Origin of the sequence: Burkholderia sp. RF4-BP95, from assembly GCF_001521985.1 — a bacterium.
GTDB lineage: Bacteria > Pseudomonadota > Gammaproteobacteria > Burkholderiales > Burkholderiaceae > Burkholderia > Burkholderia diffusa.
Genome location: NZ_LOSX01000023.1, coordinates 1 through 24,134, shown reverse-complemented (window position 1 = coordinate 24,134; position 24,134 = coordinate 1). Strand labels below are relative to the sequence as shown.

Annotated in this window: 20 protein-coding genes; 11 read left to right on the top strand and 9 right to left on the bottom strand. The window is 68.2% G+C overall.

From position 1 onward, the window contains the following. Window positions 1–483: a VOC family protein gene (locus tag WS46_RS08990; RefSeq protein WP_059690252.1), complete on the bottom strand. Its 483-nt coding sequence runs from the start codon at window positions 481–483 to the stop codon at window positions 1–3. A gap of 134 nt (window positions 484–617) precedes the next feature. Continuing rightward, the gene (locus WS46_RS08985; protein WP_059690251.1) at window positions 618–896 is read right to left on the bottom strand and encodes a ubiquitin carboxyl-terminal hydrolase 14; all 279 of its coding nucleotides are present in this window, start codon (window positions 894–896) and stop codon (window positions 618–620) included. A gap of 208 nt (window positions 897–1,104) precedes the next feature. On the opposite strand from WS46_RS08985, the gene WS46_RS08980 reads away from it, so the two are divergent. After that, window positions 1,105–2,376 carry an NAD(P)/FAD-dependent oxidoreductase gene (locus WS46_RS08980; protein WP_059690250.1) on the top strand — a complete coding sequence of 424 codons (1,272 nt, stop codon included), beginning with the start codon at window positions 1,105–1,107 and terminating at the stop codon, window positions 2,374–2,376. 32 nt (window positions 2,377–2,408) lie between these two features. On the opposite strand, the gene WS46_RS08975 is transcribed toward WS46_RS08980, so the two are convergent. Then, window positions 2,409–7,493: an ATP-binding sensor histidine kinase gene (locus WS46_RS08975; protein WP_059690249.1), complete on the bottom strand. Its 5,085-nt coding sequence runs from the start codon at window positions 7,491–7,493 to the stop codon at window positions 2,409–2,411. 346 nt (window positions 7,494–7,839) lie between these two features. On the opposite strand from WS46_RS08975, the gene WS46_RS35170 reads away from it, so the two are divergent. The 3 genes from WS46_RS35170 to WS46_RS08960 all read left to right on the top strand — a co-directional run bounded on the left by WS46_RS35170 (window position 7,840) and on the right by WS46_RS08960 (window position 10,529). After that, window positions 7,840–9,327 carry a winged helix-turn-helix domain-containing protein gene (locus WS46_RS35170; RefSeq protein WP_059690248.1) on the top strand — a complete coding sequence of 496 codons (1,488 nt, stop codon included), beginning with the start codon at window positions 7,840–7,842 and terminating at the stop codon, window positions 9,325–9,327. Between the two features lie 55 nt (window positions 9,328–9,382). Further along, window positions 9,383–9,754, top strand: a complete 372-nt coding sequence (locus WS46_RS08965) for a response regulator transcription factor (protein WP_059690247.1) — start codon at window positions 9,383–9,385, stop codon at window positions 9,752–9,754. A gap of 118 nt (window positions 9,755–9,872) precedes the next feature. After that, on the top strand, window positions 9,873–10,529 hold the full coding sequence (locus tag WS46_RS08960) for a response regulator transcription factor (RefSeq protein ID WP_257129939.1): 657 nt from the start codon (window positions 9,873–9,875) through the stop codon (window positions 10,527–10,529). Window positions 10,530–10,603: 74 nt separating this feature from the next. Here the strand turns inward: WS46_RS08960 and WS46_RS08955 are convergent, their stop codons facing one another. Beyond that, the gene (locus tag WS46_RS08955) at window positions 10,604–12,028 is read right to left on the bottom strand and encodes an efflux transporter outer membrane subunit (protein WP_059690245.1); all 1,425 of its coding nucleotides are present in this window, start codon (window positions 12,026–12,028) and stop codon (window positions 10,604–10,606) included. Beyond that, on the bottom strand, window positions 12,025–13,053 hold the full coding sequence (locus WS46_RS08950) for an HlyD family secretion protein (protein WP_059690244.1): 1,029 nt from the start codon (window positions 13,051–13,053) through the stop codon (window positions 12,025–12,027). The genes WS46_RS08955 and WS46_RS08950 overlap by 4 nt, the downstream gene beginning before the upstream one ends. An 83-nt stretch (window positions 13,054–13,136) precedes the next feature. Between WS46_RS08950 and WS46_RS08945 the strand changes: the two genes are divergently transcribed. Beyond that, on the top strand, window positions 13,137–14,717 hold the full coding sequence (locus WS46_RS08945) for an MFS transporter (RefSeq protein WP_059690291.1): 1,581 nt from the start codon (window positions 13,137–13,139) through the stop codon (window positions 14,715–14,717). Between the two features lie 132 nt (window positions 14,718–14,849). On the opposite strand, the gene WS46_RS08940 is transcribed toward WS46_RS08945, so the two are convergent. Then, complete coding sequence (locus WS46_RS08940; protein ID WP_179949138.1) at window positions 14,850–15,671, bottom strand: alpha/beta fold hydrolase; 822 nt, start codon at window positions 15,669–15,671, stop codon at window positions 14,850–14,852. Window positions 15,672–16,228: 557 nt separating this feature from the next. Between WS46_RS08940 and WS46_RS08935 the strand changes: the two genes are divergently transcribed. Continuing rightward, on the top strand, window positions 16,229–16,654 hold the full coding sequence (locus WS46_RS08935; protein ID WP_059690243.1) for a DUF3331 domain-containing protein: 426 nt from the start codon (window positions 16,229–16,231) through the stop codon (window positions 16,652–16,654). A 25-nt stretch (window positions 16,655–16,679) separates the two neighbouring features. Here WS46_RS08935 and WS46_RS08930 read toward each other — a convergent pair whose 3' ends face one another. Next, window positions 16,680–17,321: an HD domain-containing protein gene (locus WS46_RS08930; protein WP_059690242.1), complete on the bottom strand. Its 642-nt coding sequence runs from the start codon at window positions 17,319–17,321 to the stop codon at window positions 16,680–16,682. On the opposite strand from WS46_RS08930, the gene WS46_RS35165 reads away from it, so the two are divergent. The 3 genes from WS46_RS35165 to WS46_RS08920 all read left to right on the top strand — a co-directional run bounded on the left by WS46_RS35165 (window position 17,320) and on the right by WS46_RS08920 (window position 21,249). Beyond that, window positions 17,320–17,625, top strand: a complete 306-nt coding sequence (locus WS46_RS35165) for a hypothetical protein (protein WP_156443104.1) — start codon at window positions 17,320–17,322, stop codon at window positions 17,623–17,625. The genes WS46_RS08930 and WS46_RS35165 overlap by 2 nt on opposite strands. A gap of 193 nt (window positions 17,626–17,818) precedes the next feature. Next, window positions 17,819–19,612, top strand: coding sequence for a winged helix-turn-helix domain-containing protein (locus WS46_RS08925; protein ID WP_059690241.1), 1,794 nt, complete (start codon window positions 17,819–17,821; stop codon window positions 19,610–19,612). 173 nt (window positions 19,613–19,785) lie between these two features. Then, a complete protein-coding gene (locus WS46_RS08920) occupies window positions 19,786–21,249 on the top strand; it encodes a mechanosensitive ion channel family protein (RefSeq protein ID WP_059690240.1) in 1,464 nt (487 codons plus the stop codon). Window positions 21,250–21,277: 28 nt separating this feature from the next. Here the strand turns inward: WS46_RS08920 and WS46_RS08915 are convergent, their stop codons facing one another. Next, entirely contained in the window at window positions 21,278–22,186 is a 909-nt protein-coding gene (locus tag WS46_RS08915) for a LysR family transcriptional regulator (RefSeq protein ID WP_059690239.1), read from the bottom strand. Between the two features lie 154 nt (window positions 22,187–22,340). After that, window positions 22,341–22,622 carry a XapX domain-containing protein gene (locus WS46_RS08910; protein ID WP_059690238.1) on the bottom strand — a complete coding sequence of 94 codons (282 nt, stop codon included), beginning with the start codon at window positions 22,620–22,622 and terminating at the stop codon, window positions 22,341–22,343. A gap of 308 nt (window positions 22,623–22,930) precedes the next feature. Here WS46_RS08910 and WS46_RS08905 point away from each other — a divergent pair, with 308 nt between their 5' ends. Both WS46_RS08905 and WS46_RS08900 read left to right on the top strand, forming a co-directional pair. Continuing rightward, window positions 22,931–23,617, top strand: a complete 687-nt coding sequence (locus tag WS46_RS08905) for a hydrolase (protein WP_059534377.1) — start codon at window positions 22,931–22,933, stop codon at window positions 23,615–23,617. A 169-nt stretch (window positions 23,618–23,786) separates the two neighbouring features. Further along, window positions 23,787–23,954, top strand: coding sequence for a DUF1427 family protein (locus WS46_RS08900; RefSeq protein ID WP_059534375.1), 168 nt, complete (start codon window positions 23,787–23,789; stop codon window positions 23,952–23,954). The last annotated feature ends 180 nt before the right edge of the window (window positions 23,955–24,134 follow it).

Genomic DNA, 24,134 nt, shown 5'->3' with positions numbered 1-24,134 from the left:
TCAGTCTCCGATGGATGCGCGGGCCGCTGCGGCCGCGTCGGGAAGCGCCAGGCCCTCGACCTCGGCGGCAGGGAAGTTGAGTTCGATCGTCACGCCGGACGGATCCTCGATGAAGACCTGGTGCAGCCCGAGGCTCGGCACCGTGCGGTCGCGCCACGGGATGTTCTCGGCGCGCAGCGTATGCCACGTCGCTTCGACGCCGGTCGCGAGGAACGCGATGTGATCGACGGTGCCCGTGCCGGTGGCCGGCAGCGCCTTGTCGCCGAGATAGGCCGTGAGCCCGTCCGGGTTGGCCGGATCGACGCCGATGATGTGAACGATTCCGTAGTCGGCTTCGTCGCCGCCCTTGTAGAGCCACGCGCCCGGAAAGTCGAACGGCGGGCGATAGCCGCGTTTGAAGCCGAGCACGCGTTCATAGAACCGGCACGATTTTTCGAGATCGAGCGTGCGGATCGAGTAGTGCGCGAGTCTGGATACAGGCATGGGACACTCCGTGTTTATCGGGCGATAAGTTATCGTTCGATAAATTCTAGTGGAAAAGATCGGCAGGACAAAGCCGCGATCGAGCGGTGTTTACCCGTGGTCGGAAAAGGTGCCGGATGCCGGCGCGCGATGCGCTACGACGCGATCTCGCCGGCCATGACGTCGTCCGCGTAGCACCACACCCAGCGCTCGCCCGGCTCGATCGAACGGGCGAGCGGATGGCCGGTTTCGTGGAAATGCCGGCTCGCATGGCGATTCGGCGACGAGTCGCAACAACCGACCTGCCCGCAGCTCAAGCACAGGCGCAGGCGCAGATGCACCCACCGGCTGCCGGACTTCACGCACTCCTCGCAGTAGTCCTTGTCGGTGTTCAGCACGCGTGCTTCGTCGAGGTGAGTGCAGGTCGTGGCCATCTTTCGCTCCGATGCCGGCGCCGCAGAGCGCTCGCAGCGCGGCCGGCACGAAGCTGCAAGCGGAGGTGGACAGACTTCATTGTGGACGGTCGCGGTGCGAGCGGACCTTAATTCTTATGAAGCGCGGCGGCGTGAAGGCGATGACGACGTACAGTCGCAAGTGCGGCCGCCGACAGGAATGCGGCAACGCGGTCACCGGGAGGGTCTCATGACGCAGTCTCAGCAGGTCAAGGTCATCGGTTTGCCGAACAGCAAGGAGGCCTACGCAATTCGCGACTTCCTGAAGCGCGGCGTGGTCGAATACGCGTGGTGCGAACTGACGTCCGACACCGACTGCATGCGCGAGCTGGGCATCGCGCCGCTGCGCGACATCCGGCTGCCGGCCGTCGTATTTCCGGACGGCACGTGCCTCTACCAGCCGACGCTGCCGGAGATCGCCGCCAAGCTCGGCTGGGTCGCCCGGCCGCGCTTCGTCGAGTACGACGTGTCGATCTACGGCGCCGGCCCGGCGGGCTTGTCGGCCGCTGTCTATGCGGCGTCGGAAGGGCTGCGGGCCGTCGTGATCGAGCGCGATGCGGTCGGCGGACAGGCGGGGACCAGTTCGCTGATCGAGAACTACATGGGCTTCCCGGACGGCATACCGGGCGCCGAACTGACCGAGCGCGCGCGCCAGCAGGCGGTCAAGTTCGGCGTCGAGCTGCTGATGATGCGCGAGGGCGTGCATGCGACGTTCGTCGACGGCAAGATTCGCGTCGACCTGGCCGACGGCTCGATTCTGACCGCGCGCGCGAATATCTGTGCGACCGGCATCGAATACCGCAGCCTCGGTTTGCCGGACGAACAGCGGTTTCTCAACGCAGGCCTGTTCTACGGCGCGGGATCGAGCGAAGCGTCGATGTGCGAGGGCAAGCACGTGTTCATCGTCGGCGGCGGAAATTCGGCCGGCCAGGCCGTGATGAACTTCGCACGGCACGCACGCGAAGTCACGATGATCGTCCGCGGTGCGTCGCTCGCGGCGACGCTGTCGCGCTATCTGATCGACCGGATCGAGCGCATGCCGAACGTGACCATCCGCTATGGCGCGACCGTCGACGCGCTGCAGGGCGACGATCGGCTCGAGGCGATCGTGCTGCGCACGGAAGACGGCGCGCGTGAAGTGCTGCCGGCCACGCGCCTGTTCGTCTGCATCGGCGGTGCGCCGAACACCGAATGGGCACGGGATACGAACATCATCCGCAACGAGGGCGGTTATCTGGTCACCGGCAGCGATCTTTACGACTGTCCGGCATTCGAGCGCGTGTGGCCGCTCGAGCGCCGGCCGTACTTTCTGGAAACGAGCGTGCCGGGTTCGTTCGCGGCGGGCGACGTCCGGTCGGGTTCGGTCAAGCGGGTGGCGTCGGCGGTCGGCGAGGGGGCGATGGCCGTGACCTTCGTCCATCGATTCCTGAGCGAGGACGCACACCGCCAGGGCGGAACCTGAACCGCGCGGTGCCGGTGTATCTGCCGCCGATATCAGCCAGGCGTCGACACCGGCAGCCGGAACGTCATGACGGTGCCGTGCCCGTCGCGTGGCGCGGCCTCGAGCGTGCCGCCATGCGCTTCGATGATCGAGCGGCAGATCGCGAGGCCCATCCCCATGCCGCGCGATTTCGTCGTGAAGAACGGGTCGAAGATCTGGTTCGCGATGTCCGCGTCGATGCCGGCGCCGCGATCGGCGATGCGGACGACCGCGTGGCCGTCGCCGACCTGCGATGTGATTTCGAGTTCGCGCGGCGCGATGAGTCCGTCCATCGCGTCGAGTGCATTGGTGACGAGGTTCAGGATCACCTGCTGGATCTGGGTGCGGTCGGCCATCGCGTGCACGCCGTCGCAGTGCAGGTCGACGCGCAGCACCACATGCTTCGCGTCGATTTCCGTCTCGGTGAGACGCAGCATGTCGCGAATCAGGTCGTCGATCGCGACGGGCGCAAGCGCGGGCGGCGCCTGGCGCGCGAGCGATCGCAACGCGCGGACGATGTCGGCCGCACGCACGCCGGACGCACGGATGTCCTCGAGACTCGCGAGCGCCTCGCCGAGGTCGGGTTGCGGGCCGCGCAACCAGCGCAGGCACGCGCCGACGCTCGACACGATGCTCGTCAGCGGCTGATTGATCTCGTGCGCGATCGATGCGGCCAGTTCGCCCATCACCGTCATGTGCGCGGTGCGCGCGAGTTCGGTGCGCGCGTGCCGCAGCTCGGCCTCGGTCTCGACCCGGCGGGCGTTCTCGTCGATCAGTTCCGCGTAGAGCCGCGCGGATTCGAGCGCGTTGGCGGCCTGCGGCGCGAGCACTTCCAGCATCGCGATGCGCCGCGGCGAGAACACGCCGTTGCTCAGTGCATTCTCGAGATACAGCACGCCGATCAGCGCGCCCTGTTTCAATAACGGCAGGCAGAACAACGAGCGCGTCGGGTGCGCGCGCAGGCTGTCGACGTGGTCGGGAACGCCGTCGCGCTGCGCATTCGCGAGCACGATCGGTTTGCGGGTCCGCGCGACGGTGTTCAGGATCGACAGCGGCACGTCCTGTTCGGTCGGTTCGCCGCGGGCGATGTCGACGATCACGTCGCTGCCCGCGATGCGCGCCACCGCCTCGATGGTCAGCCGGTCGCGCCGCGCGAGCAGCAGCAGGCCATGACGTGCGCCGGCGTACACGAGCATGTTGCGCATCAGCGTCTGGATCAGGCGCTCCAGCACGATTTCCTCGGACAGCGAGTGGGCCACGCGCATCGCGAGCGCGAAATCGAGATCCTCGCACGCGGGCGCGGCCGGGCCGCCCGGCGACGGATCCATCACGAGGAACGGATGCTGCGCTTCCATCGCCAGGGTCTTGCCGGTCGCGCCCCAGCGCCGGTAGCACGCATGGGCGAGCCGCAACTGATGGCGGGCGTGGCCGGCGAGCCCGAGCGACGCGGCATGCTCCGCGGCCCGTTCGTGCGCGAGCGCCTGTTCGTGCACGAAACCGCGTTCCGCCGCGAGGCCGGCCGATGTTTCGTACTGCTGCATTGCGATGACTTGCTCGCCGCGCACGCGCGCGAATTCGGCGTCGATCAGCGCAAGCTTGTTGAGAAACGTACCCGGATTTCGCTCGCTCCACGCCGCGAACCTGGCACGCTGCGGCGCGAAGCGCTCGATCAGGCGATCGGGCGGCGTTGCGCCGTCGTCGGCCGCGATGCCGGCCAGCACGCTGAACAGGTGGAAATCGGCAAGCATGATGTGCGCGGGCGTCGACCACGCACTCGATGCGGCCGCATCGAGCGATGCGCGTGCCGTCGCCGCATCGCCGAAGATGAACGCCGCCTGACCGACGAGCACGTCGGTCCAGAACGCGAGGACCGACATCGGGGTCCGGGTCGACGCGCGGGCCCGCCACGTGCCGATCCGCCGGTCCTGGCCGAACTGCAGCGCGTCGATGAATTCCGATTGGGTGGAGACGAGGTCGACGATGTCGTCGTAGTGCGTGCCGCGCGCGATTTCCAGTAGCGGGTCGATTTCGTCGCGGATCGTGGGCAGCGCTTCACCCATCGACAGCAGATCGCTGACGATGTGGTTGCAGCTGTAGCACATCCAGCGCAGCTCGGCGCTTGCATTGCCCGCCGCTTTCGCATCGCGTGCGCGTTCGAGTGCGTAGGACAGCGGCTGCGTCCAGACGCTCACCTGGTCGAGCGCGATCAGCGTGGCGGAGCGATAGCGCTCGAAGCCGTGGCGATCGACCAGCGCGAGCGCGACCTTGGCGAATTCGAAGCCGTCTTCATACGCGTCGTGATGCTCGGCGATGCTGACGCCATACCACGCGAGCCCCTGCACCGACGCGGCGGTGACACCGTGGTGCAGCGTCAGCCGCACCATCGTCGCGAAATGCAGCAGCATCAGCCCGCCGCTCGGATAGAACATCGCGGCTTCGAGCGCGGTCAGCAGCGCCATCGCGGCTTCGACGCGCGTGTCGGTCATCACGGGCAGGTCGATCAGATCGGCGATGGCGCGGCCGTCGAGCGCCGTGTGCACGGCCTCGCAGGCCGCCGCGAGATCGGCCTCGGCCGGCTCGGCGGGCAGCTCGACGCCGAGGAGCGCCAGCCCGGCCAGCGCGACGTCGATGGCTTGCCGGTAATGCGACTCGACCGTGAGCTGCGCGGCCTTCAGCCGATGCGCCTCGGCCCGGTCGGCGGGCGTGCGCGTCCGCGCCATGAGCATGTCGATCGCGTCGGACGCCTGCGCGGTTTCGCCGATCGCGAGCAGCAGGCCGCCGCGCAGTATGCCGATCCGGCTTGCGAGACCGTAGTGTCGCGACCACGCATGCGGGCCGAGCAACGATTGCGCCAGCGCCAGAAACGACAACGCGCGATCGCGCGCGGCGGCCGTGGCGGCGGCCGCCGCGGCGTCGGTCAGCGCGCCCGCGAACGCGAGCGCGAGCGCGTCGTCGAGCGGCACGTCTTTCGCCAGTTCGATCTGGGCAGCGAGCGCCAGCAAGGATTCGGGCGACGGCGCGTTCGCGCGTGCCAGCATCGCGGCGGCGATCCGTGCGTGGCGCAGCGCGCGCACCGGGCTCTCCGTGAGCGCGTAGACGGCCTCGAGGATGCGGTCGTGCGTGAAGCGCCAGCGGTCGCCGGAGAGCGACACGAGGCCCATCTGGCGCGCCGGGTCCAGCCAGAAGCGCAGTTCGGCCAGCGTTTTGCCGGCGGCGGCGCGCAACAGCGCTTCGTCGGTGTCGATGCCGATACAGGCCATCAGCGCCAGCAGCGTTCTCGATTCATGCGGCAAGCGCTGCATCCGGATCGCGAGCAGGCTCACGACATTCTCGGTCTGGTGGTGCGCGTCGATTTCGCCTGCGTTCCATTGCCACGTTTGCCGCACCGGATCGTAGCCGAGCAGTTGCTCGTCGATCAGCGTGCGCAGCAGCTGCTGGATGTGGAAGGGATTGCCGCCCGTCCTGCGATGCACGATGTCGCCGAGCCCGGCCAAACGGTCCGGCGCTTCCCCGAGCATGCCGGACAGCATGCGCGTGACGTCGGGCGCGCCGAGCGGCGCGAGCGTCAACGACGACAGCCGGCCGCGATCGATCTGCTGGAGGAAGCGACGGAACGCCGGCGGGTAGTCGTGCGACGGCCCGCTCCGGTAACCGGCGACGATGCAGAAATGCGCCGGCGGATCGAGCACGATCGATGCGAGAAACGCGAGCGTCGCGTCATCGGCCCACTGGATGTCGTCCAGCGTCATGACGAGCGGTTCGGCCGGCGCCGCGAACGCGCGGAATGCATTCACGACGATCTGGCACAGATGAAATGCCGGAATTGCATCGGTGTGGTCGAACGCGACGGGCTCGACATCGAGGAGCCACGCGGTTTCCGGAAAGATCGCGGAAAGGACGCTGGCCTGACGGCCCACGCAGTCGCGCAGCCGCGCGGCGATCACCGCGATTTCGTCGTCGCGCCTGGCCAGCGCGCTGCCGAACAGCGCGCGCAACGCCTGCAGCACGGGCGCATACGGCCGCGCGGGCTGGAACTGATCGATCTTGGCCGACGTGCACCAAGCCGTGCCGGATGCCGCGCGCGCATGGCGGATGAAGTGTTCGGCGAGCGCGGTCTTGCCGACGCCGGCCGGCCCGTCGATCAGGACGACGGCCGTCTCGCCGGTGCGCATGACGGCGTCCAGACTCCCCTCGAGCAGGTGAATTTCAGCGTCGCGGCCGACCGGCAGGTCGGGCGCGTGCAGACCCGCGAACGGATCGCGGCCGCCGAGCGCGAAGGGCTCGACGCGGCCCGCTGCCCGCCAGTCGTGCAGGATCCGCTCGAGATCGTGCTGCACCGTTTCACAGGACGGGTAGCGATCGGCGGGCTCCTTGGCGATCAGCTTCAGGATCAGATCGTTCAGGATGCCGGGCACGTCGCCGCGAAACGCCGCGGGCGGCGACGGCTGTATCGCGACGTGCGCGTGGACCCAATCGGACGTCGACGCGGCCTTGTAAGGCATCGCGCGGGTCAGCAGGCGGAACAGCGTGATGCCGAACGCGTACAGGTCGGCGCGCTCGTCGACGGATGCGCCTTCCGAGATTTCCGGCGCCGCGTATGCGGCGAAATCCGTGCGCATCGTGCCCGCCGCCGCTTTTTTCGTGCCGCGCTCCCGGGCATGGGCGAACGCGCGGAGCATGACCGTGCCGTCCGGTGCGACGACGAAACTGGCCGGCTGGAGATCGCCGTGCAGCCAGCCGTGTCGATGCAGTTCGCCGAGCGCGCGTGCGGCGCCGATCGCGGTTTCGAGGAAGACGTCGAGCGGCAGCCGCCCGTCCGTCAGCGTGTCGAACGCACGCACGTCCAGGCGCGGATAGACGAGCACCGGGCCGTCGGCCGCGCGGATCAGCGCCGTCGGCGTGAGCGCCCGCGCCGGGTCCAGGAGCCCGGCCAATGCGTATTCCTGCTCGAACTGCCGGCAGCGCTGATCGGATACCCAGCCGGTCTGGCATGCCGACCACACATCCCCCGTTGCGGCGTCGGTCAGGTCGAACGTCAGGACGTCGCCCGAGCGCACCACGTTCGACAGGCGGGCGCGCGCGAGCCAGTCGGCATCCATTCGATTCAAGTCGTCCGGGTCACGCAAGGGCTGATTCACGGTTGGGGCAGGCTGGGTGGAGCAGGTCGGAAACGGCTCGCGATGCGGGATCGGCCGGGCTCGGTCGCGCACGTCCGGGCGGCGACCCGTGCATTGTCCGACAGCCCGGCGGATTTTGCAGGCCCCCTGCGCCCCGGCGACCGGCCCATGCCGGACTAAACCTATGGATAATGTTCGCGGCGCCGGTTGCGACCTACGATACGGTCGAGCCTTCCGGCCTGCCTTGGCACGGCCGGACGGGCAACTCAGAAGCGCGTCGTCTCGCGAGACGGCGCAAGGTGCCACGCAGCATAAGCGAGTGCGGATCATGTACACGTTCGGGCAGGTGACGGTTTCCCTTGAATGCCGCGAGGTCTGCGTCGACGGGCAGCCCCGGTATATCGGCGCCCGGGCATTCGAGATCCTCGAGCTGCTGGTGAAGGCGGCGGGCCGGCTCGTGTCGAAGGACGAGATCATGCAGACCGTGTGGCCGCACACGATCGTGGTCGAGAACAACATCCAGGTCCACATCTCGACGCTGCGCAAGCTGTTCGGCGGCAAGCACGGGTGGATCCGGACCGAATCGGGTCGCGGCTACCGGCTCGCGCCGCCGGCCGACCGGACGCATGACGATCGTCGGCCGATCGCGTTCGAATCGGCGGGCGCGGCCCGCACGAGCGCCGCGCCGCGCAAATGTCCGATGATTGGTCGTGAGACGGAAGCGGCCGAGCTGCACGAGCTGCTCGAGCGCGAGGCGCTCGTCACGCTGGTCGGCCCCGGCGGCGTCGGCAAGACGCATCTGGCGCTGGAGGTCGCGACAGCCTGGTCGGCGGCGCGCGGGATCGAGATGGCCCGGGTCGATCTGGCCGGCCTGCAGGCCGGCGCGACGCCGGCATCCGCGGTGCTGGGCGCGCTCGACCTGCCGGGCGGCGCGACCGCGGGGCCCGCCGATGTCGTGCGGGCGATCGGCGAGCAGCGCGTCGTGCTGGTGTTCGACAACGCCGAGCCGTACGTCGACGATCTGGCGGATCTGAGCGAAGCGATCGCGGACGCGAATCCTGGCGCGATACTCGTCGTGACGAGCCGGGAGCCGTTGCGTGTCGCGGGCGAGCGGGTCTATCGCGTCGGTCCGCTGTCGGTGCCGCCGGCCGGCGCGAACGCCGGCGATATCGTCGCGAGCGGCGCGGTCCGGATGTTCCTGGCGCGCGCGCGTGCGATGGGGACGGACCTTCCGTGCGATGCGAAGACCCTCGACGCGATCGCGACCATCTGCCGCCGCCTGAGCGGCCTGCCGCTCGCGCTCGAGCTCGGGGCGGCCCGTGTCGCGTCGCTCGGCATCCAGGGGCTGGCGGCGGATCTCGACAAGTCCGTGCTGTCGCTGTCCGGCGGCCTGCGCACGGCCCACCCGCGGCAGCAGACCCTCAGGGCCACCATCGAGTGGAGTTATCGGTTGCTCGACGACATGGAGCGCACGGTGCTGTGCCGTCTCGCGGTGTTTCCGGATGCGTTCCGGCTCGACGCGGCCTGCGCGCTCGCCGCCTGCGACGAACTGGGTGCGGAGGAGGTGCTCGACGCGCTCGTCGGCCTGGCATCGAAATCGCTTCTGGTCGTCCATTCCGTCGGGCTGTCGAAGCGTTACTCGCTGCTCGAGGTCGTGCGCGCATACGCGCTCGAGAAGCTGGCGGAGTCGGGCGAGGCCGGGCGCCTCCATGCGCGGTGCGCGTCGTTCGCGGCCGACACGATCGCGGACACGCCGCACCCCGCGCCGGCCGACGCGTCGGCGCAACCCATGCTGCTTGCCGGGGCGTGGGCGTGACCTCCGGGGCGCACGGCGATGTTCTCGATAGACACAATTTTCCGGTTCTTATTTCATGGCCCTTGTTTGCATCATCGATGACGATGCGTCGGTCCGAAAGAGTCTTGCCAGCCTGCTGAAATCGGCGGGCCATACCGCATTGCCGTTCGCGTCGGGCGAGGAATTCCTCGCGGCCGGCCCGCTGGACGACGCGGCGTGCGTGCTGCTCGACCTGAAGATGAAAGGGATGGGCGGTCTCGACGTCCAGCGCCTGCTGGCACAGCGCAACGCGGCGCTTCCGATCATCCTGATGTCGGCGCACGGCGACGACGAGTCGGTCCGCCGGGCGCTCGCGCAAGGCGCGGTCGCGTTCCTGCGCAAGCCGTTTCCGTCTGACGACATGCTCAACCTGATCGATCAGGTCGCATCCGGCGCACCGCCCGCGTGAGCGGCCCGCCGGCCGTCACGTCGCGCGTTCAGGCGTAACCGCCCGGATTTTTCTCGGTTTATCATTCGATAATGAAGCGGATGACTACACAGGGAATGCGATGGCGAGCACGCCGGATATGACTTCGAACCGCAACCAGGGCGCGGGCGATCCCGCGCCCATCGTCTATGTGGTCGACGACGACGACACGCTGCGGCGCGCACTGAGCGCGCTGTTGCGCTCGGCGGGATTTCGCGTCGAGACGTTCGCGACGTCGCGCGCGTTCCTCGCCTTCGAGCGGCCCGACGTGCCGAGCTGCCTGATCCTCGACGTGCGCCTTGCCGACGAGAGCGGGCTCGCCGTTCAGGAGGAAGCGGTGCGCGCGGGCCTGAACGTGCCGATCCTGTTCATGACGGGTTACGGCGACGTACCCACCACCGTGAAGGCCATGAAGGGCGGCGCGCTCGATTTCCTGACGAAGCCGTTCGACGACGAGACGATGCTCGATGCGGTCGGCCGCGCGCTGGCCCGCGACGGCGAACGCCTCGCGCGCGAGCGCGCGCTGGATGCGGTGCGGCAGGCTTATGCATCGTTGACGCCGCGCGAACGCGAAGTCATGAGCCAGGTGATCGCGGGCCTGATGAACAAGCAGATCGCGTCGAATCTCGGGTTGCAGGAAATCACGGTGAAGGTGCATCGTGCGCAGGTGATGAAGAAGATGCAGGTCCGCACGCTGCCGGATCTCGTGCGCCAGGCCGAGGCGCTCGGCGTGCGTCCGGCCGGCGCGGGCGACTGAGCGGGCGCGCCGGGGCGTTCGACGCGACGGCATCGGCGTGCGCCAGCGACGGCGGAACGCATGTTCAGGCATTTTCAGAACGGCCCGGCGCGATGCGCGTCGCCCGTCGGCGCCGACGCCGGCGGCGTCCACCCACCGCCCAGCGCGCGCACGAGACCGACCGTCGCGATGGCCAGCGCCTGGCGGCTGTGAATCAGCTGGCGTTGCGCGCTCAATGCATCGCGGTCCGCGTCGATGACTTCCAGATAGCTGACGTAGCCGTGCGCGTAACGGCTCAGCGACAACCGCGCCGCCGCCTCGGTGGCGCGCGCCGCGCCGTCGTAGCGCACGATCCGCTCCTTCTGCGCGGCGATGTCGTTGAGCGCATCCTGAACCTCGCGCAGCGCGCCGAGCGCGGTCGCGCGATAGTTCGCGTCGGCGACGTCGGCGCCCGCCGTCGCGCCGGCTACCGCGGCGTCGCGCTTGCCGCCGTCGAACAGCGTTTCGGCGACACTCGCGCCGAGTCCCCACAGCGAACTGTTGCGATCGAGAAACGTGCCGAGATCGCGGCTGGCGAAACCGCCCTGCGCGGTCAGCGTCAACGTTGGCAGCCACGCGGTGCGGGCGACGCCGATGTTGAGCGATGCCGCGTCGACACGGCGCGCGGCCGCGTAGACGTCCGGCCGTTGCGCGAGCAGGGTCGACGGCAGGCCGGGCGGCACGTCCGGTACGCGAACGGCCGATGCGGTCGGCGCGACGGCGAATGCGGTCGGCGACACGCCGGTCAGCACGGCGAGCGCGTCGACGAGGTTTTCGCGCAGCCGCCTGCTGTCCGCGAGATCGGCGCGTGCCGTATCGAGATCGGCCGATGCGCGCAGCGCGTCGAGATCGCTCGCCGCGCCGGCCCGCACGCGCGCGGCGATCACGTCGAGCGCGGTGCGCCGCAGCTCGATCGCGCGCGCGAGCGTCGCGAGATCCTGTTCGACGAAATGGAGCGTCAGGTAGTCGGCCGCGACGTCGGTCGCGACGCGCAGGCGCACCGCCGCGCGATCCGCGTCCGCCTGCAGCACATTCTGCCGGCCGATCTCGGCGTCGCCGCGCAGGCGCCCCCACAGATCGACTTCGTAGCTTGCGTTGAACGGCACCGACCAGTTGTGCATCGTGCGTTTCGGCAATGCGTTGTCGACCGTGCCCGACACGCGCGCGCGGCTGAACGACGGCGCGACGCCGACGGTGGGCGCCAACGCGGCTTCGCGCACGCCGAGCAGCGCCTGCGCCTGATCGACGCGCGCCGCGGCGGCGCGGATGTCGGGATTGCCGGCGAGCGCGGCATCGACGAGCGCGACGAGCGGCGGTGCGTCGAACCACGCGGGCCATTCGGCGAGCGGCGTTGCGGGTTCGCGCGCCGCATCCGCGTGGCGAAACCGGTCGGATCCGACCGGCACGGGCGCGAGCGGCCGAGGCGCGATCGTGCACGCGCTCAGCAGGCCGGCGGCGAACAAGGCGGCGATGCGGATCATGGCCGCGTGCGCTCGCGCTGCAGCGTGACGACGACCGACAGGCCGGGCCGGATGCGCGGCTCGCTCGATGCCTGGCCGTCGAGCAGGATCTTGACGGGCACCCGCTGCGTGACCTTCGTGAAGTTGCCGGTCGCATTGTCGGGCGGCAACAGGGCAAACTGCCCGCCGGTCGCCGGCGACAGGCTGTCGACGTGTCCGCTGAAGGTCCGGTCCGGCAGCGCGTCGAAGCGCAACTGCACGACGTCGCCGGTGCGCACGTGCCGCAGCTGGGTCTCGCGGAAATTCGCGACCACCCACGGGTGCGGCTCGACGAGCGTCAGCAGCGCCTGGCCGGGCGCGACGTGTTCGCCGGTCTCGACGGTCTTCTTGCCGACGTAGCCGTCCGACGGCGCGACGACCGTCGTGTATTGCAACTGAAGCTCCGCGTCGCGCAGCTCGGCGTCGTTCTGGTCCGACACGGCGGCGGCGGCCTGCCACGCGGCCTGCGCGCCGCGCTGCTGCGCGTCGGCGGCGTCGACGCGCGCGCGGGCGGACGTGCGCGCCGCGTTGGCGGCATCGAATTCCTGCTGCGACAACCCGCGCGGAGTTTCGCGGGTCAGCTCGCGTGCGCGTGCGTAATCGAGTTCGGCCTTCTCGGCGTCCGCATGCGCCGACACGCGCGTCGCCTCGGCTTGTTCGACCAGCGCCTTCGCGCGGCTCGCATCGGCGTGTGCCTGCGCGACGCGCGCCCGCTGCAGCGCGACGCGCACGTCGAAGTCGCGCGGGTCGAGGCGGACGAGCGGCTCGCCCGCGTGCACGAAGCGGTTGTCGTCCACCAGCACGCGCTCGACCGTGCCCGCCACGCGCGGCGAGATCACGTGCAGGTGCCCTGTCACGTAGGCGTCGTCGGTGCCGCGCTCATGCGCATCGAATTCGTAGACGAGCAGCGCGACGAGCAGCAGCGCGCAACCGGCGATCAGGATGATCGGCCACGTGCGTGAGCGCGCGGCGGGCGGGGACGGTGCGTCCGGCGGGTTCGGGGTCACGGTCGGGATACTCCATCGAACAGACGATTTTTTTCGCATCGCGCTATGCTTGCGCGAGCCTCATGTGTGGAAACCACTCGACGATGAACACCACGTTCGCCCCCGGCGGCGCGACACCGGGGCCGGCCGCCGCGCCGGCCACCGACATACCGACGTTTCGCTCGATCGCCGCGATCGCGTCCGTGCTGCTCGGCGCGATCATCGCGACGCTGACGTCGCGCATCACGTCGCTCGGGCTCGCCGACGTGCGCGGCGCGCTCGGCGTCGGGTTCGACGAAGGCGCGTGGATCAACACGGCGTTCACCGCATCGCAGATGTTCGTTGGCCCGCTCGCGATCGCGGCGGCCTTCGTGTTCGGCACGCGGCGCGTGCTGCTGGCGGGCGCGTCGGTGTTTCTCGTCGTCGAAAGCGTGCTGCCGCTGTGCACGAACTTCGGCACGTTCATCGTGTTCCAGAGCCTCGCCGGCTTCGCGTCCGGCGTGTTCGTGCCGCTGACCGTCGGCTTCGTCGTCCGCACGCTGCCGCCGCGGCTCATTCCGTTCGGCATCGCCGCGTATGCGATGAACCTCGAGATGTCGCTGAACCTGTCCGCGACGCTCGAAGGTTGGTACAGCGAACATTTGAGCTGGCGCTGGCTGTTCTGGCAGAACGCGCTGCTGACGCTTCCGTTCATCGTCTGCCTGCTGCTGTCGCTGTCGAACGAGCCGATCAAGCGTTTCGCATCCGGTATGGACACGCGCGGCATGCTGCTCGGCGCCAGCGGATTCACGTGCCTGTGCATCGCGCTTGATCAGGGCGAACGGCTGTTCTGGTTCCAGTCGCCGTTGATCGTCGCGCTGCTGTGCATCGGTATCCTGATGGTTGCCGCATTCCTGATTCACGAGCTCACGTCCCGGCGCGCCGGGATCGATCTCGGCTACCTCGCGCGGCCCAACATCGCATGGCTGATCGTGCTCGTCGGCCTCGTACGCTTCACCGTGCTCAATACGAGCTTCATCCCGTCGGTGTTTCTCGCGAGCACCTACGGGCTGCGTCCGCTGCAGATCGGCGATACGCTGCGCTGGATCGCGATTCCGCAACTGCTGTTCGCGCCGTGCGTCGCGTGGCTGCTGCAGCGTGTCGATCCGCGCCGGATGATCGTGGCCGGCTTCCTGATGGTGGCGGTTGCGTTCGCGCTCGGCGCGCGTCTCACGTCCGCCTGGGCCGAACCCGACTTCATCCCGTCGCAGTTGCTCCAGGCGCTCGGGCAGACGATGGCGCTCACGTCCGTCATCTACTTCTTCGGCAAGCACGTGACGGCTGAGCACGCGCTGACGTTCGGCGCCGTCGTGCAGACGACGCGCCTGCTGAGCGGGCAGCTCGGCACGACGTCGATCTCGGTGATCCAGCGCATCATGGAAGCTACCCATTCGAATCTCGTCGGTCTGCATGTCACGCTGTCGGATCCGCAAACGCTCGACCGCCTGCGGGCCGGCGCGGCGTCGCTCGTGTCGCACGGCGCCACCTTCGCGGCAGGCGACCAGGCGGCCTATGCGCTGCTCGACCGGGCGGTCCGGGTCCAGGCGACCACGCTCGCGCTGGCCGACAATTTCCGGGTCGCGATGGCGGTCGCGGTTGCAGGGGTGATGATCGGCATGCTGCTCAGGCCGGCGCGCGCGCCGTAAGCACCCGCCACATCGCGCAGCGACGATCTTGGCGATCGCGCTCGCCGCAACGAGATGGTGCCGGCCTGAAAAATCCTGAATCTTGCTGAAGCGCGCGCCGGCGCAATGGCCGGGCGCGCCGTGCCGCGACGCTTACGCCTTCAGGAACGCGAGCAGTTCGGCATTGATCAGGTCGGCATTGACGACGCACATCCCGTGCGATCCGCCGGGAATCACCTTCAGTTGCGCGTGCTTCACGATCTTCGCGGACAACCGCGCCGAATCGTCGATCGGCACGATCTGGTCGTCGTCGCCGTGCAGGATCAGCGTCGGGACGTCGATCTTCTTCAGGTCCTCGGTGTAGTCGACCTCGGAGAATTCCTTGACGCACAGATACTGGCCGTGCACGCCGCCCATCATGCCCTGCGCCCAGAATGCGTCGATCGTGCCTTGCGACGCCTTGGCGTTCGGGCGGTTGTAGCCGAAGAACGGCACGGCGAGATCCTTGTAGAACTGCGAACGGTTCTCGGCGACGTTCTTGCGGATGCCGTCGAATACCTCCATCGGCAGGCCGCCCGGATTGGAGGCCGATTTCACCATCTGCGGCGGCACCGCGCCGATCAGCACGGCCTTCGACACGCGCTTCGTGCCATGGCGCCCGATGTAGTGCGCGACTTCGCCGCCGCCGGTGGAGTGGCCGACGAGCGTGGCTTCGCGCAGGTCCAGCGCATTCATCAGCGCCGCCAGATCGTCCGCATACGTGTCCATGTCGTTGCCTTGCGACGGCTGGCTCGAGCGGCCGTGACCGCGCCGGTCGTGCGCGATCACGCGGAAGCCGTGCTGCACGAGGAACAGCATCTGAGCATCCCACGCATCGGCGCACAGCGGCCAGCCGTGCGAGAAGACGACCGGGCGGCCGCTGCCCCAGTCCTTGAAGTAAATCTGCGTACCGTCTTTCGTGGTGATCGTGTTCATCGCATGGGCTCCTTGATGGGCGGAAGCGGCGTGTTTGGGCGCGGCGGCGGCAGCGGCGGCCGGCAGCGTGGCGGCGGCAACGGCAGTCGCGCCGGCCAGCAACATGTCTCGGCGACGCGCCGAGGGAACGGCGTCGATATCTGCGGGACGCATGGGAACTCCTTGAACGTGCGGTGGAACGGTGCCGCGCTGGTTGGTTGGGTCGGATCTGCCCGCCTGCGGCGATCGCGCCGGCAGCCGGCATGCGTTCGCGTTCGCGCCCGCGGGCGCGCAACGTAGCGAACGAATGCGGACAGGAGCCTATCGCGCGACCGCGCGTCCTGTACTGAAATCGCGCTGAATTGTCATGAACGCGGCCGCGGCGCGTGTCGCGCGACGCATGAATGCACCGGTCAGAAAAATTAAGCCCGGCATCAAGACTCTTTAGCGGCGGCCCGCTATCGTCAAGGTCAGGTCATCGTGTCGCGGATCGTGCCAGTTCGCGGCGGCGGATGACGACCGCGATGTGCCCGGGTGTGATGCGTCCGGCCCGTCGCCATTTGCCTGGATACGTTGCCATGAACGCCTTCAATCGCTGGGAACACGTGATGACACTGCTCGACCCGTCGCCCGCAGTGAGTCGCAGTGCGTTGTCGCAGCTTCGCGACGCGGACGCCGCGCGCCGCCGCCATCGCGACGAGGCGCCGCCTGCGTCGAGCGGCGATGCGCGCCGCCGGTGCGCGATCGTCGCGGTCGAGCGGCAGACCGATTCGTCGGTGTTGATATCGTGGAGCGATCCGACGCGCTGTCGCTACGACGAGCAGCGCTGGATCAGCGCCAAGTCGCGCAGCGCCGGACGCTGCGCGCTGACCGGCACGACGATTCGCACCGGCGACGCGATCTACAAGCCGCAATGGCGCGGCGCCAAGCGTCCCGCGAACTATCGGGAGGCGATCCTCGCGTCCGAGCTGGACCGGTTCATCGTCAGGCTGCCCCGTTCATGACCGCGGCGGGCACGGCCGGCCGTGCTCAGTCCGCCCATTTCGACCCGAGCACCAGGCCGCAGAAATTCGTCCGACGATAGTCCGGGTCGCAACGCTCGAGCGCGTCGGCGCATACGTTGCCGAATGCGGTCTCGGGGCGATGCGCAGTGCCCGCGGCGAGCGCTTCGAGGAACAGCTCCTTGAAGCACGGGCCGCGCGGCCAGGCGTTCACGATCTCGTTGCGTTCGGCGCAGCTCACCTCGTCGAGATGGCGCGCGAAGAGATCCGTCTCGATGCCGGCGCCGAGCAATGCGGTCAGCGGCGTCATGTGAGGATGAAGGCCGAAGGACGTGTGCAGCGCGATCGCGCGCCATACCTCGGCCGCGTCTTCGGCGGCAACGCCGTATCCGTCGAGGAAGGCGCGCGCGACGTTCGCGCTGTCGATTTCGTAGCGCCGGTGCGAGTCGCGGTGGCCTTCGGTCAGTCCGATGTCGTGGAATAGCGCGGCGACGTACAGGAGCTCGGCATCGAAGGCGATGCCGCGACGCGTGCCGATGACCGATGCAAAGGCAAACACGCGCATCGCATGCCGGAACAGGAGTTCAGGCTCGCCGGCCCGCACGATCGCGGCGGCTTCGCGCGCGATCGCGCTGTCGGGAATCAGGATGCCGGCGATACGGTGGCCCATGGTCGCCTCCTCGCGGCGTGACGGTGGTTGTCCGGTGCCCATCGTCTCGCGCCGCGCCGCCGATTGTCTTGAGCGCGGCCTGAATCATTCTGAAAGGAAAAATCGCCCGACCGGCGGGATGGGAATCGGTTTCACCAAAATGCCGCGAGTCATCTTTTCCGGAACATTAACGCAATTCATTCGATTCGCCACGGCAAACGACGGGTTGCCAAAGCGAAGCCGGAATAACCGGGTTTTGCTGCCCGAAAAGAATTCATCGGTAAATCACTATTTCGCGTATCGGCGGTGCCGCCGGACGCCGTGATGCGCGACCCTGCGCGGGTGCGAGAACAAAGGCCGTCCCGTCGGCGGCGTTCGCGAATTTCATCGATTCAAAAAATTTGTTCATTGTGTTCTGATAATTTGAATCATTGTTCGAAGCGAATGCCGTAGCATTGGCACGGTAGCGGTGTCATTTCCGACAGGGCATCGACGAATGGAAACGATTAAGAATTCACATGATCCGGATTGGAACGCTTCACGTCTTTCTCGACAGACGTGAAATTCGCTCGAACGGCAAACTGCTGAGAATCGGCAGTCGCGCATTCGAAATTCTCGAACTCCTGATTCGGGCGAACGGCGCATTGGTGTCGAAGGACGAGATCATGCAGCGCGTGTGGCCGCACACGGTCGTGGAGGAAAACAACCTGCAGGTGCATGTCGCCGCGTTGCGCAAGGCGCTGGGCGGCGACCGGAACCTGATCGTCACGGTGCCGGGGCGCGGCTACCGGCTGGTGGGCGGGCAAGCCGAGCGCGCGGCGCCCGTGCGTCCCGCGACGTCGCGGCTCGCGCAGGCGCCGACGGAACTCATCGGCCGGGAACAGACGGTCGCCGAGGTCCTGGCCGCGCTCGACACCGCACGCGTCGTGACGCTGGTCGGCGCCGGCGGCATCGGCAAGACGCGGGTTGCGCTGGAAGCGGCCATGCGCGCCGAGGCGAGCTTTCCGGACGGCGCCGCGTTCGTGTCGCTCGCCACGGTGGCGTGCCCGCAGTTCGTGCCCGACGCGCTGGCCGGCGCATTCGAGCTCGCGCAGCCGGCGGGATCGCTGACGCTCGAGGCGGTGCTCGCCAGCGTCGCACATCGGCGGATGTTGCTGGTGCTCGACAATTGCGAACATCTGCTCGACGCCGCGGCGCGGATCGCGACCGCGCTGACCGAGGCGGATGCCGGCCTTCGCGTGCTCGCGACGAGCCGCGAGGCGCTGCGCATCCAGGGCGAGCGACTGTGTCCGGTTTTGCCGCTCGAGGTGCCCGACGAGGGCGCGGACGAACGCGCGATCGTGGGCGCGAGCGCCGTGCAGCTGTTTTCGGCGCGCGCCCGCGCCGCCGACCCGCGCTTTCCGCTCGACGAACGCAGCCTGACGCTGATGGCGTCGGTCTGCCGGCGTCTCGACGGCCTGCCGCTCGCGATCGAACTGGCCGCGGCCCGCGCGGCCGTGCTCGGCATCGACGTGCTCGCCGCGCATCTCGACGATCATTTCCGGTTGCTGACCGGCGGTTTTCGCACGGCGTTGCCGCGTCATCAGACGTTGCAGGCGATGTATGACTGGAGCTACCGCCTGCTCGGCGACGCGGAACGTCTGCTGTTGCGCTGGCTCGGCGTGTTCCGGGACGGCTTCTCGATCGACGCGGTGCGGGAGATCGTCGGCACGAAGGGACTGGCCGGCGCAGACCTGCTCGACACGATCGCCGGCCTGGTGTCGAAATCGCTGCTGAGCCTGGAGGGCGCGCACGGCACGCCGCGCTACCGGCTGCTGACGACGACGCGCGCCTATGCGCTGCAGCAACTCGAGAACAACGGCGAATGCGCGGCCGCGGCGCTTGCGCATGCGAACTACTTCCACACGCTGTTCAGGCTCGCGCCCATCGACGATGGCGGGCAGCTCGCCGAATCGCGGCTCGACGTGATCCGGCGCGAGCTCGGCAATCTGCGCGCGGCGCTCGACTGGGCGTTTTCTCCGAACGGCGACGTGCGGGTCGGCATCGCGCTGGCGGCGGTCGCGGTTCCGTGCCTGTTCGACCTGTCGCTCGTGGACGAATGTCGCGAACGGGCGCGCACGGCGCTCGACGCGATGCGCGATCTCGACGACACGCCGGAGCACGCCGACGCGCGCGTGCGGCTGCTGGCCGCGTATGCGGCCGCGCTCGCCCATACGTCGCGGCCGACGCAGGTCGCGCACGACGCATGGTCGGCCGTGCATGCGCTCGGGTTCGAGGCGGGCGAGGCCGAGGTGTCGCCGCGCGACGCGTAGCGCCCGTGTGCCGACGGCACATTCAGAACATTTCAGACCGAATACAGGACCTGGCCGGCCGGCGCGTCTACATTGCATGCGCGGGGACTGTCCGCTCATCGCTGTCGCGACGCCACTGACTGCCGGCGCAGGGTCCCCGCCCGTCGCGAAGCGCGCCCTCAGCCCATTCCAGCATGCCGAACCTGTCCGACACGGTCGCCTACGGCGCGCCGATCGTTCTTGCCGATCTGATTGCCTGGCGGCTGCTTGGGGCCGGCCGTTCGACGACGAAGGCGATCTGGCGCTGCGCGTCGTTCGCCGCGTTGACTTATGCGCTGTTCTCGACCGGCGTGAGCCCGCTCGCGGTGCCGTCGTCGCCCGACCGCCTCGATCGCCTTGCGATCCAGGCGATCGCCGTCGCGTGGTGGCTGCAGTGCGCGCTGGTGTTCAGTCTGATGCTCGATCATCTGCTGCTGCCGCGTGCGTGGCGCAACCAGCGGCTGTTTCACGACATCGCGGCGGGCGCCGTGTTCGGTGCCGCGGCCGTCGCGGCGCTGGGCTACGTCCTCGGGTTGCCGCTGAGCGGGGTGGTCGCGACGTCGGGCGCCGTGGCGGTCATCCTCGGCCTCGCGCTCCAGAACACGCTGAACGACGTGTTCTCGGGCCTGGTCCTGAACACCACGCAGCCGTTTCGCCTCGGCGACACGGTATCGATCGGCGAGCTCGAAGGTCGCATCGTCGAAAGCAACTGGCGCGCGACCAAGATGATCAACGGTCTCGGCAATCTGGTCGTCGTGCCGAACAGCGCGGCGGCCAAGGCGACGATCGTCAACCTGAGCGAGCCCGCGAGCGTGCACGGCGTGACGCTGACGATCGAGATCGATCCCGGCGTGCGGCCCGCCGTGGTCGTCGATGCGCTCGATCGCGCCGCCGCCAGTTCGCTCGACGTGCTGACGCGCCCCGCGCCGGTTTCGGTCGTCAAGGCGTTCAGGACCAACTCGATCGAATACGAGCTCATCTGTTACGTCGACACGTTGCAGAAGAAGATCGAGGTCCGCAACCGCCTCTACGATCTGACCCATCGGCACCTGGCCGCCGCGGACGTCGCGTTGCGCCCGCTTGCCGGGACCGTCGCGGAGCATCGCGCGGTTTCGCGGGGGCAGCGCCTGTTGCGCGCGGTCGAACTCTTCCGGCAGCTCGACGACGCGGATCTGGCGGTGCTGGCCGACGCGCTGGCGTCACGCGTGTTCCACAAGGGCGAGGTGATCTACGCGTCGAATGCCGATGCGCGGCTGCTGACCATCGTCGGCAGCGGCGTCGCGTCGGTGTTCGTGCCGGGCGCGGCCGGCGACATCGAAGTCAGGCGCATGGCGCCGGGCGATGCGATCGGCCAGTCCGTCGTGCTCGCCGGCACGCGGCTTCATGCGAGCGTCTACGCGGTGACCGCCGTGACGGCCTATCAATTGAGCAGCCGCGATCTGTCGCCGCTGATCGCCAGGAAGCCTGAACTGGGAAGGCTGATGTGCGAATCGCTGACCGAGCACATCGCGACCGAGGAAAGGATGCTGATCCCGCCGGCCGCGAAGGCTCACGCGTCGTTCAATCTGATCGAGTGGCTCGAGAAGGAGATGAAGCGCCTGCACGATGCGTTCGGTTGACGCGGTTTCATGGCGTGCGGCCGGCTAATCAGGCAAGCGCGGTGAACCGGTCGACGAGGTCGGGGCGATCGAGTTGCTCGACCCACCAGTGCAGCGCGCGTCCGGCTTCGTCGCCGCGCCACGCGATGTAGCAATGGGTCGTGTCGCGCATGCCGGTCACCTGGCGCGCGACGAGTCTGCCTTGGGCGATCGCGCGTGCCGCGATGCAGTCCGGGAGCGTGCCCACCGCGAGTCCCTCGCATTGCGCGGCCAGTTTCGCGGCGAGCGTCGGCACCGCGAGATACGGTTGCCCGGCATCGACGGCGACCGAACGCGGCTGCAGTTCGCGGGAGGTATCGGAGATCACCGCGCCGCGATGCTCGACGACCGACGCCATCGACAACGGTTCCGGCAGCGCTGCGAGCGGATGGTCGGGGGCGACCGCGAACACGTGCCTGAGCGTGCCGATCGGCCGCGTCACGATGTCGGGCAGCTCCGGCGGTTCGCCCGACGCGCCGACGACCAGATCGGCGCGGCGCGAAATCAGCGCGTCCCAGGTGCCGCCGAGCACTTCGGTGGAGAGTCGCAGCCGCGTGTCCATCTCGAGACCGTAGAACGCATGCACGTACGGCCACATCGCGTCGAAGGGCAGGATCTCGTCGACGCAGATGCGGACCTCGGTTTCCCAGCCTTGCTGCGCGCGCTGCGCCTTGCGTTCGAGCTGCTCGGCGGCATGCAGAAGCCGACGGCCTTCCTCGACGACGACGCGGCCCGCGTGCGTGAGCCGCGCCCGGCGTCCGCTGCGGTCGAACAAGGCGACGTCGAGGTCGCTCTCGAGCTTTTGTACGAGGTAAGTCAGCGCGGACGGTACGCGGTGCAGCAGTTCCGCGGCTTCGGCGAACGTACCGGTGCGGTCGATCGCGTCCAGTGCTTCGAGCGCTTCGAAGGACAGCTTCATGGCGAATTCCACGGGGGAAGGGCATCGGGCTGTCATGTTAGCGTCAAGCGGCACCGAATCCAATACGGATCGGGGCGAGGCATCGCACGGCGTGCCGGGAACGCGCACGCGTGCGCGCCGACGCGCGTTGCCGCATCCGGTCAACGCATGCCGGTCAGGTCGGCGTCGATTCGCGGCGCTTCGCGCCAGCGTCGGACGCGTGCGCGCCGGGCAGCGCGCCGAACATGTGCTGGCTGCACTTCGCGTCGCTCCACGCGGTTCCGAGGCGGATTCCGCCGACCATCCGCCGCGCGACGGGAAGAATCTGTTCGCCGACCAGAATGCCGAGCAGGCCAATCAGGGCGACGGTCGGCGGCGCCGGCGATTGCACGCCGATCAGCGCGTAGACGATGCCGGCGAGCATGCCGGCGAAAAGCGAAGCAGTGTACGGTTTCATGGAATTGGAATGGAGTGACGACCGGGTGAAAAATCTGGATAACTACCGATCTGGCGTCGATCCGAAAGTCTCGGTTCAGCCTAGCAGGTCTGTGCGTTCGTCGCGTGTCGATTCAACCAGATTCAGATCTCTTAAGCCTGAATTTCGAGGATCGCGATGATCAGAACGATTAATTGGCGCGATCGCGAATTTGCGTATTGAATGATGCGGGCCGGCTGTCGAACCTCCCGACACAGCGCATCGGACGCCTCGCGGATTCGTCGGCGAGGCGAGCCTCATTTTTCTCCGCGTCAAAGGACATCACCGCCATGAGCAACCCGAAGCTTGAAGTACTCACTCCGCACAACAGCCAGCTGATCTTCATCGACCAGCAGCCGCAGATGGCGTTCGGCGTTCAGTCGATCGATCGCCAGACGCTGAAGAACAACGTCGTCGGTCTCGCGAAGGCCGCGAAGGTATTCAACATCCCGACCACGATCACGACCGTCGAAAGCGACAGCTTCTCGGGTCACACCTATCCCGAACTGCTCGACGTGTTCCCGAACCAGAAGACGCTCGAACGCACGTCGATGAACTCGTGGGACGACCAGAAGGTGCGCGACGCGCTGGCCGCGAACGGCCGCAAGAAGGTGGTCGTGTCGGGCCTGTGGACGGAAGTCTGCAACACGACGTTCGCGCTCTGCGCGATGCTCGAAGGCGACTACGAGATCTACATGGTCGCCGACGCATCGGGCGGCACGACGCAGGCCGCGCACGACTTCGCGATGCAGCGGATGGTGCAGGCGGGCGTCGTGCCGGTCACCTGGCAGCAAGTGCTGCTCGAATGGCAGCGCGACTGGGCGCACCGCGAGACGTACGACGCCGTGATGGCGATCGCGAAGGAGCATTCGGGCGCGTACGGCATGGGCGTCGACTACGCGTACACGATGGTCCACAAGGCCGCGCAGCGCACCGCGACGCCGCACGAGTCGATCCCGGCCGTCCCGGCGAAGTAAGCGCGGACAGTCCACGACTGTCGATGCCGAAGCGGCGTGTCCGATCCGGACGCGCCGCTTCGGCGATACGTCGACGCGGACGGCGAACCGTGATGATTCACGATGCCGTCCGCCCGGCGTTTGCCAGGACATAGGGCCTGCATTTCAACTTGTCCGGGAGATTGATCGTATGGAACCTTATCTGGTTTCCCTTGGTGCGGGCGTGCTGATTGGTGTCATCTACAGCGCAATCAAGGTCCGCTCTCCCGCGCCGCCGCTGATTGCACTGGTCGGGTTGCTCGGCATGGTGATCGGCGTGCAGGCCATCCCCACCCTCAAACAGCTCTTTGGCTTCTGATCGAAGCGAGGTGATGCACATGACCGCAACCGGGACCCAACCGGATCTGATCCTCCATAACGGAAGATTCACGACCCTCGACCGCACGAACCCCGTCGCGACTTCCGTCGCGATCAAGGATGGCCGCTTCGTCGCGGTCGGCCACGACGCGGACGTGATGCCGCTCGCGGGCCGCGCGAC

What these genes read in the sequence shown, in the direction of transcription:
- WS46_RS35170 (WP_059690248.1), top strand. Translation starts at nt 7,840, where the DNA reads ATGTACACGTTCGGGCAGGTGACGGTTTCCCTTGAATGCCGCGAGGTC.
- WS46_RS35165 (WP_156443104.1), top strand. Translation starts at nt 17,320, where the DNA reads ATGGTCGCCTCCTCGCGGCGTGACGGTGGTTGTCCGGTGCCCATCGTC.
- WS46_RS08965 (WP_059690247.1), top strand. Translation starts at nt 9,383, where the DNA reads ATGGCCCTTGTTTGCATCATCGATGACGATGCGTCGGTCCGAAAGAGT.
- WS46_RS08990 (WP_059690252.1), bottom strand. Translation starts at nt 483, where the DNA reads ATGCCTGTATCCAGACTCGCGCACTACTCGATCCGCACGCTCGATCTC.
- WS46_RS08940 (WP_179949138.1), bottom strand. Translation starts at nt 15,671, where the DNA reads ATGAACACGATCACCACGAAAGACGGTACGCAGATTTACTTCAAGGAC.
- WS46_RS08930 (WP_059690242.1), bottom strand. Translation starts at nt 17,321, where the DNA reads ATGGGCCACCGTATCGCCGGCATCCTGATTCCCGACAGCGCGATCGCG.
- WS46_RS08980 (WP_059690250.1), top strand. Translation starts at nt 1,105, where the DNA reads ATGACGCAGTCTCAGCAGGTCAAGGTCATCGGTTTGCCGAACAGCAAG.
- WS46_RS08925 (WP_059690241.1), top strand. Translation starts at nt 17,819, where the DNA reads ATGATCCGGATTGGAACGCTTCACGTCTTTCTCGACAGACGTGAAATT.
- WS46_RS08945 (WP_059690291.1), top strand. Translation starts at nt 13,137, where the DNA reads ATGAACACCACGTTCGCCCCCGGCGGCGCGACACCGGGGCCGGCCGCC.
- WS46_RS08915 (WP_059690239.1), bottom strand. Translation starts at nt 22,186, where the DNA reads ATGAAGCTGTCCTTCGAAGCGCTCGAAGCACTGGACGCGATCGACCGC.
- WS46_RS08900 (WP_059534375.1), top strand. Translation starts at nt 23,787, where the DNA reads ATGGAACCTTATCTGGTTTCCCTTGGTGCGGGCGTGCTGATTGGTGTC.
- WS46_RS08985 (WP_059690251.1), bottom strand. Translation starts at nt 896, where the DNA reads ATGGCCACGACCTGCACTCACCTCGACGAAGCACGCGTGCTGAACACC.
- WS46_RS08955 (WP_059690245.1), bottom strand. Translation starts at nt 12,028, where the DNA reads ATGATCCGCATCGCCGCCTTGTTCGCCGCCGGCCTGCTGAGCGCGTGC.
- WS46_RS08920 (WP_059690240.1), top strand. Translation starts at nt 19,786, where the DNA reads ATGCCGAACCTGTCCGACACGGTCGCCTACGGCGCGCCGATCGTTCTT.
- WS46_RS08905 (WP_059534377.1), top strand. Translation starts at nt 22,931, where the DNA reads ATGAGCAACCCGAAGCTTGAAGTACTCACTCCGCACAACAGCCAGCTG.
- WS46_RS08960 (WP_257129939.1), top strand. Translation starts at nt 9,873, where the DNA reads ATGACTTCGAACCGCAACCAGGGCGCGGGCGATCCCGCGCCCATCGTC.
- WS46_RS08935 (WP_059690243.1), top strand. Translation starts at nt 16,229, where the DNA reads ATGAACGCCTTCAATCGCTGGGAACACGTGATGACACTGCTCGACCCG.
- WS46_RS08975 (WP_059690249.1), bottom strand. Translation starts at nt 7,493, where the DNA reads ATGGATGCCGACTGGCTCGCGCGCGCCCGCCTGTCGAACGTGGTGCGC.
- WS46_RS08910 (WP_059690238.1), bottom strand. Translation starts at nt 22,622, where the DNA reads ATGAAACCGTACACTGCTTCGCTTTTCGCCGGCATGCTCGCCGGCATC.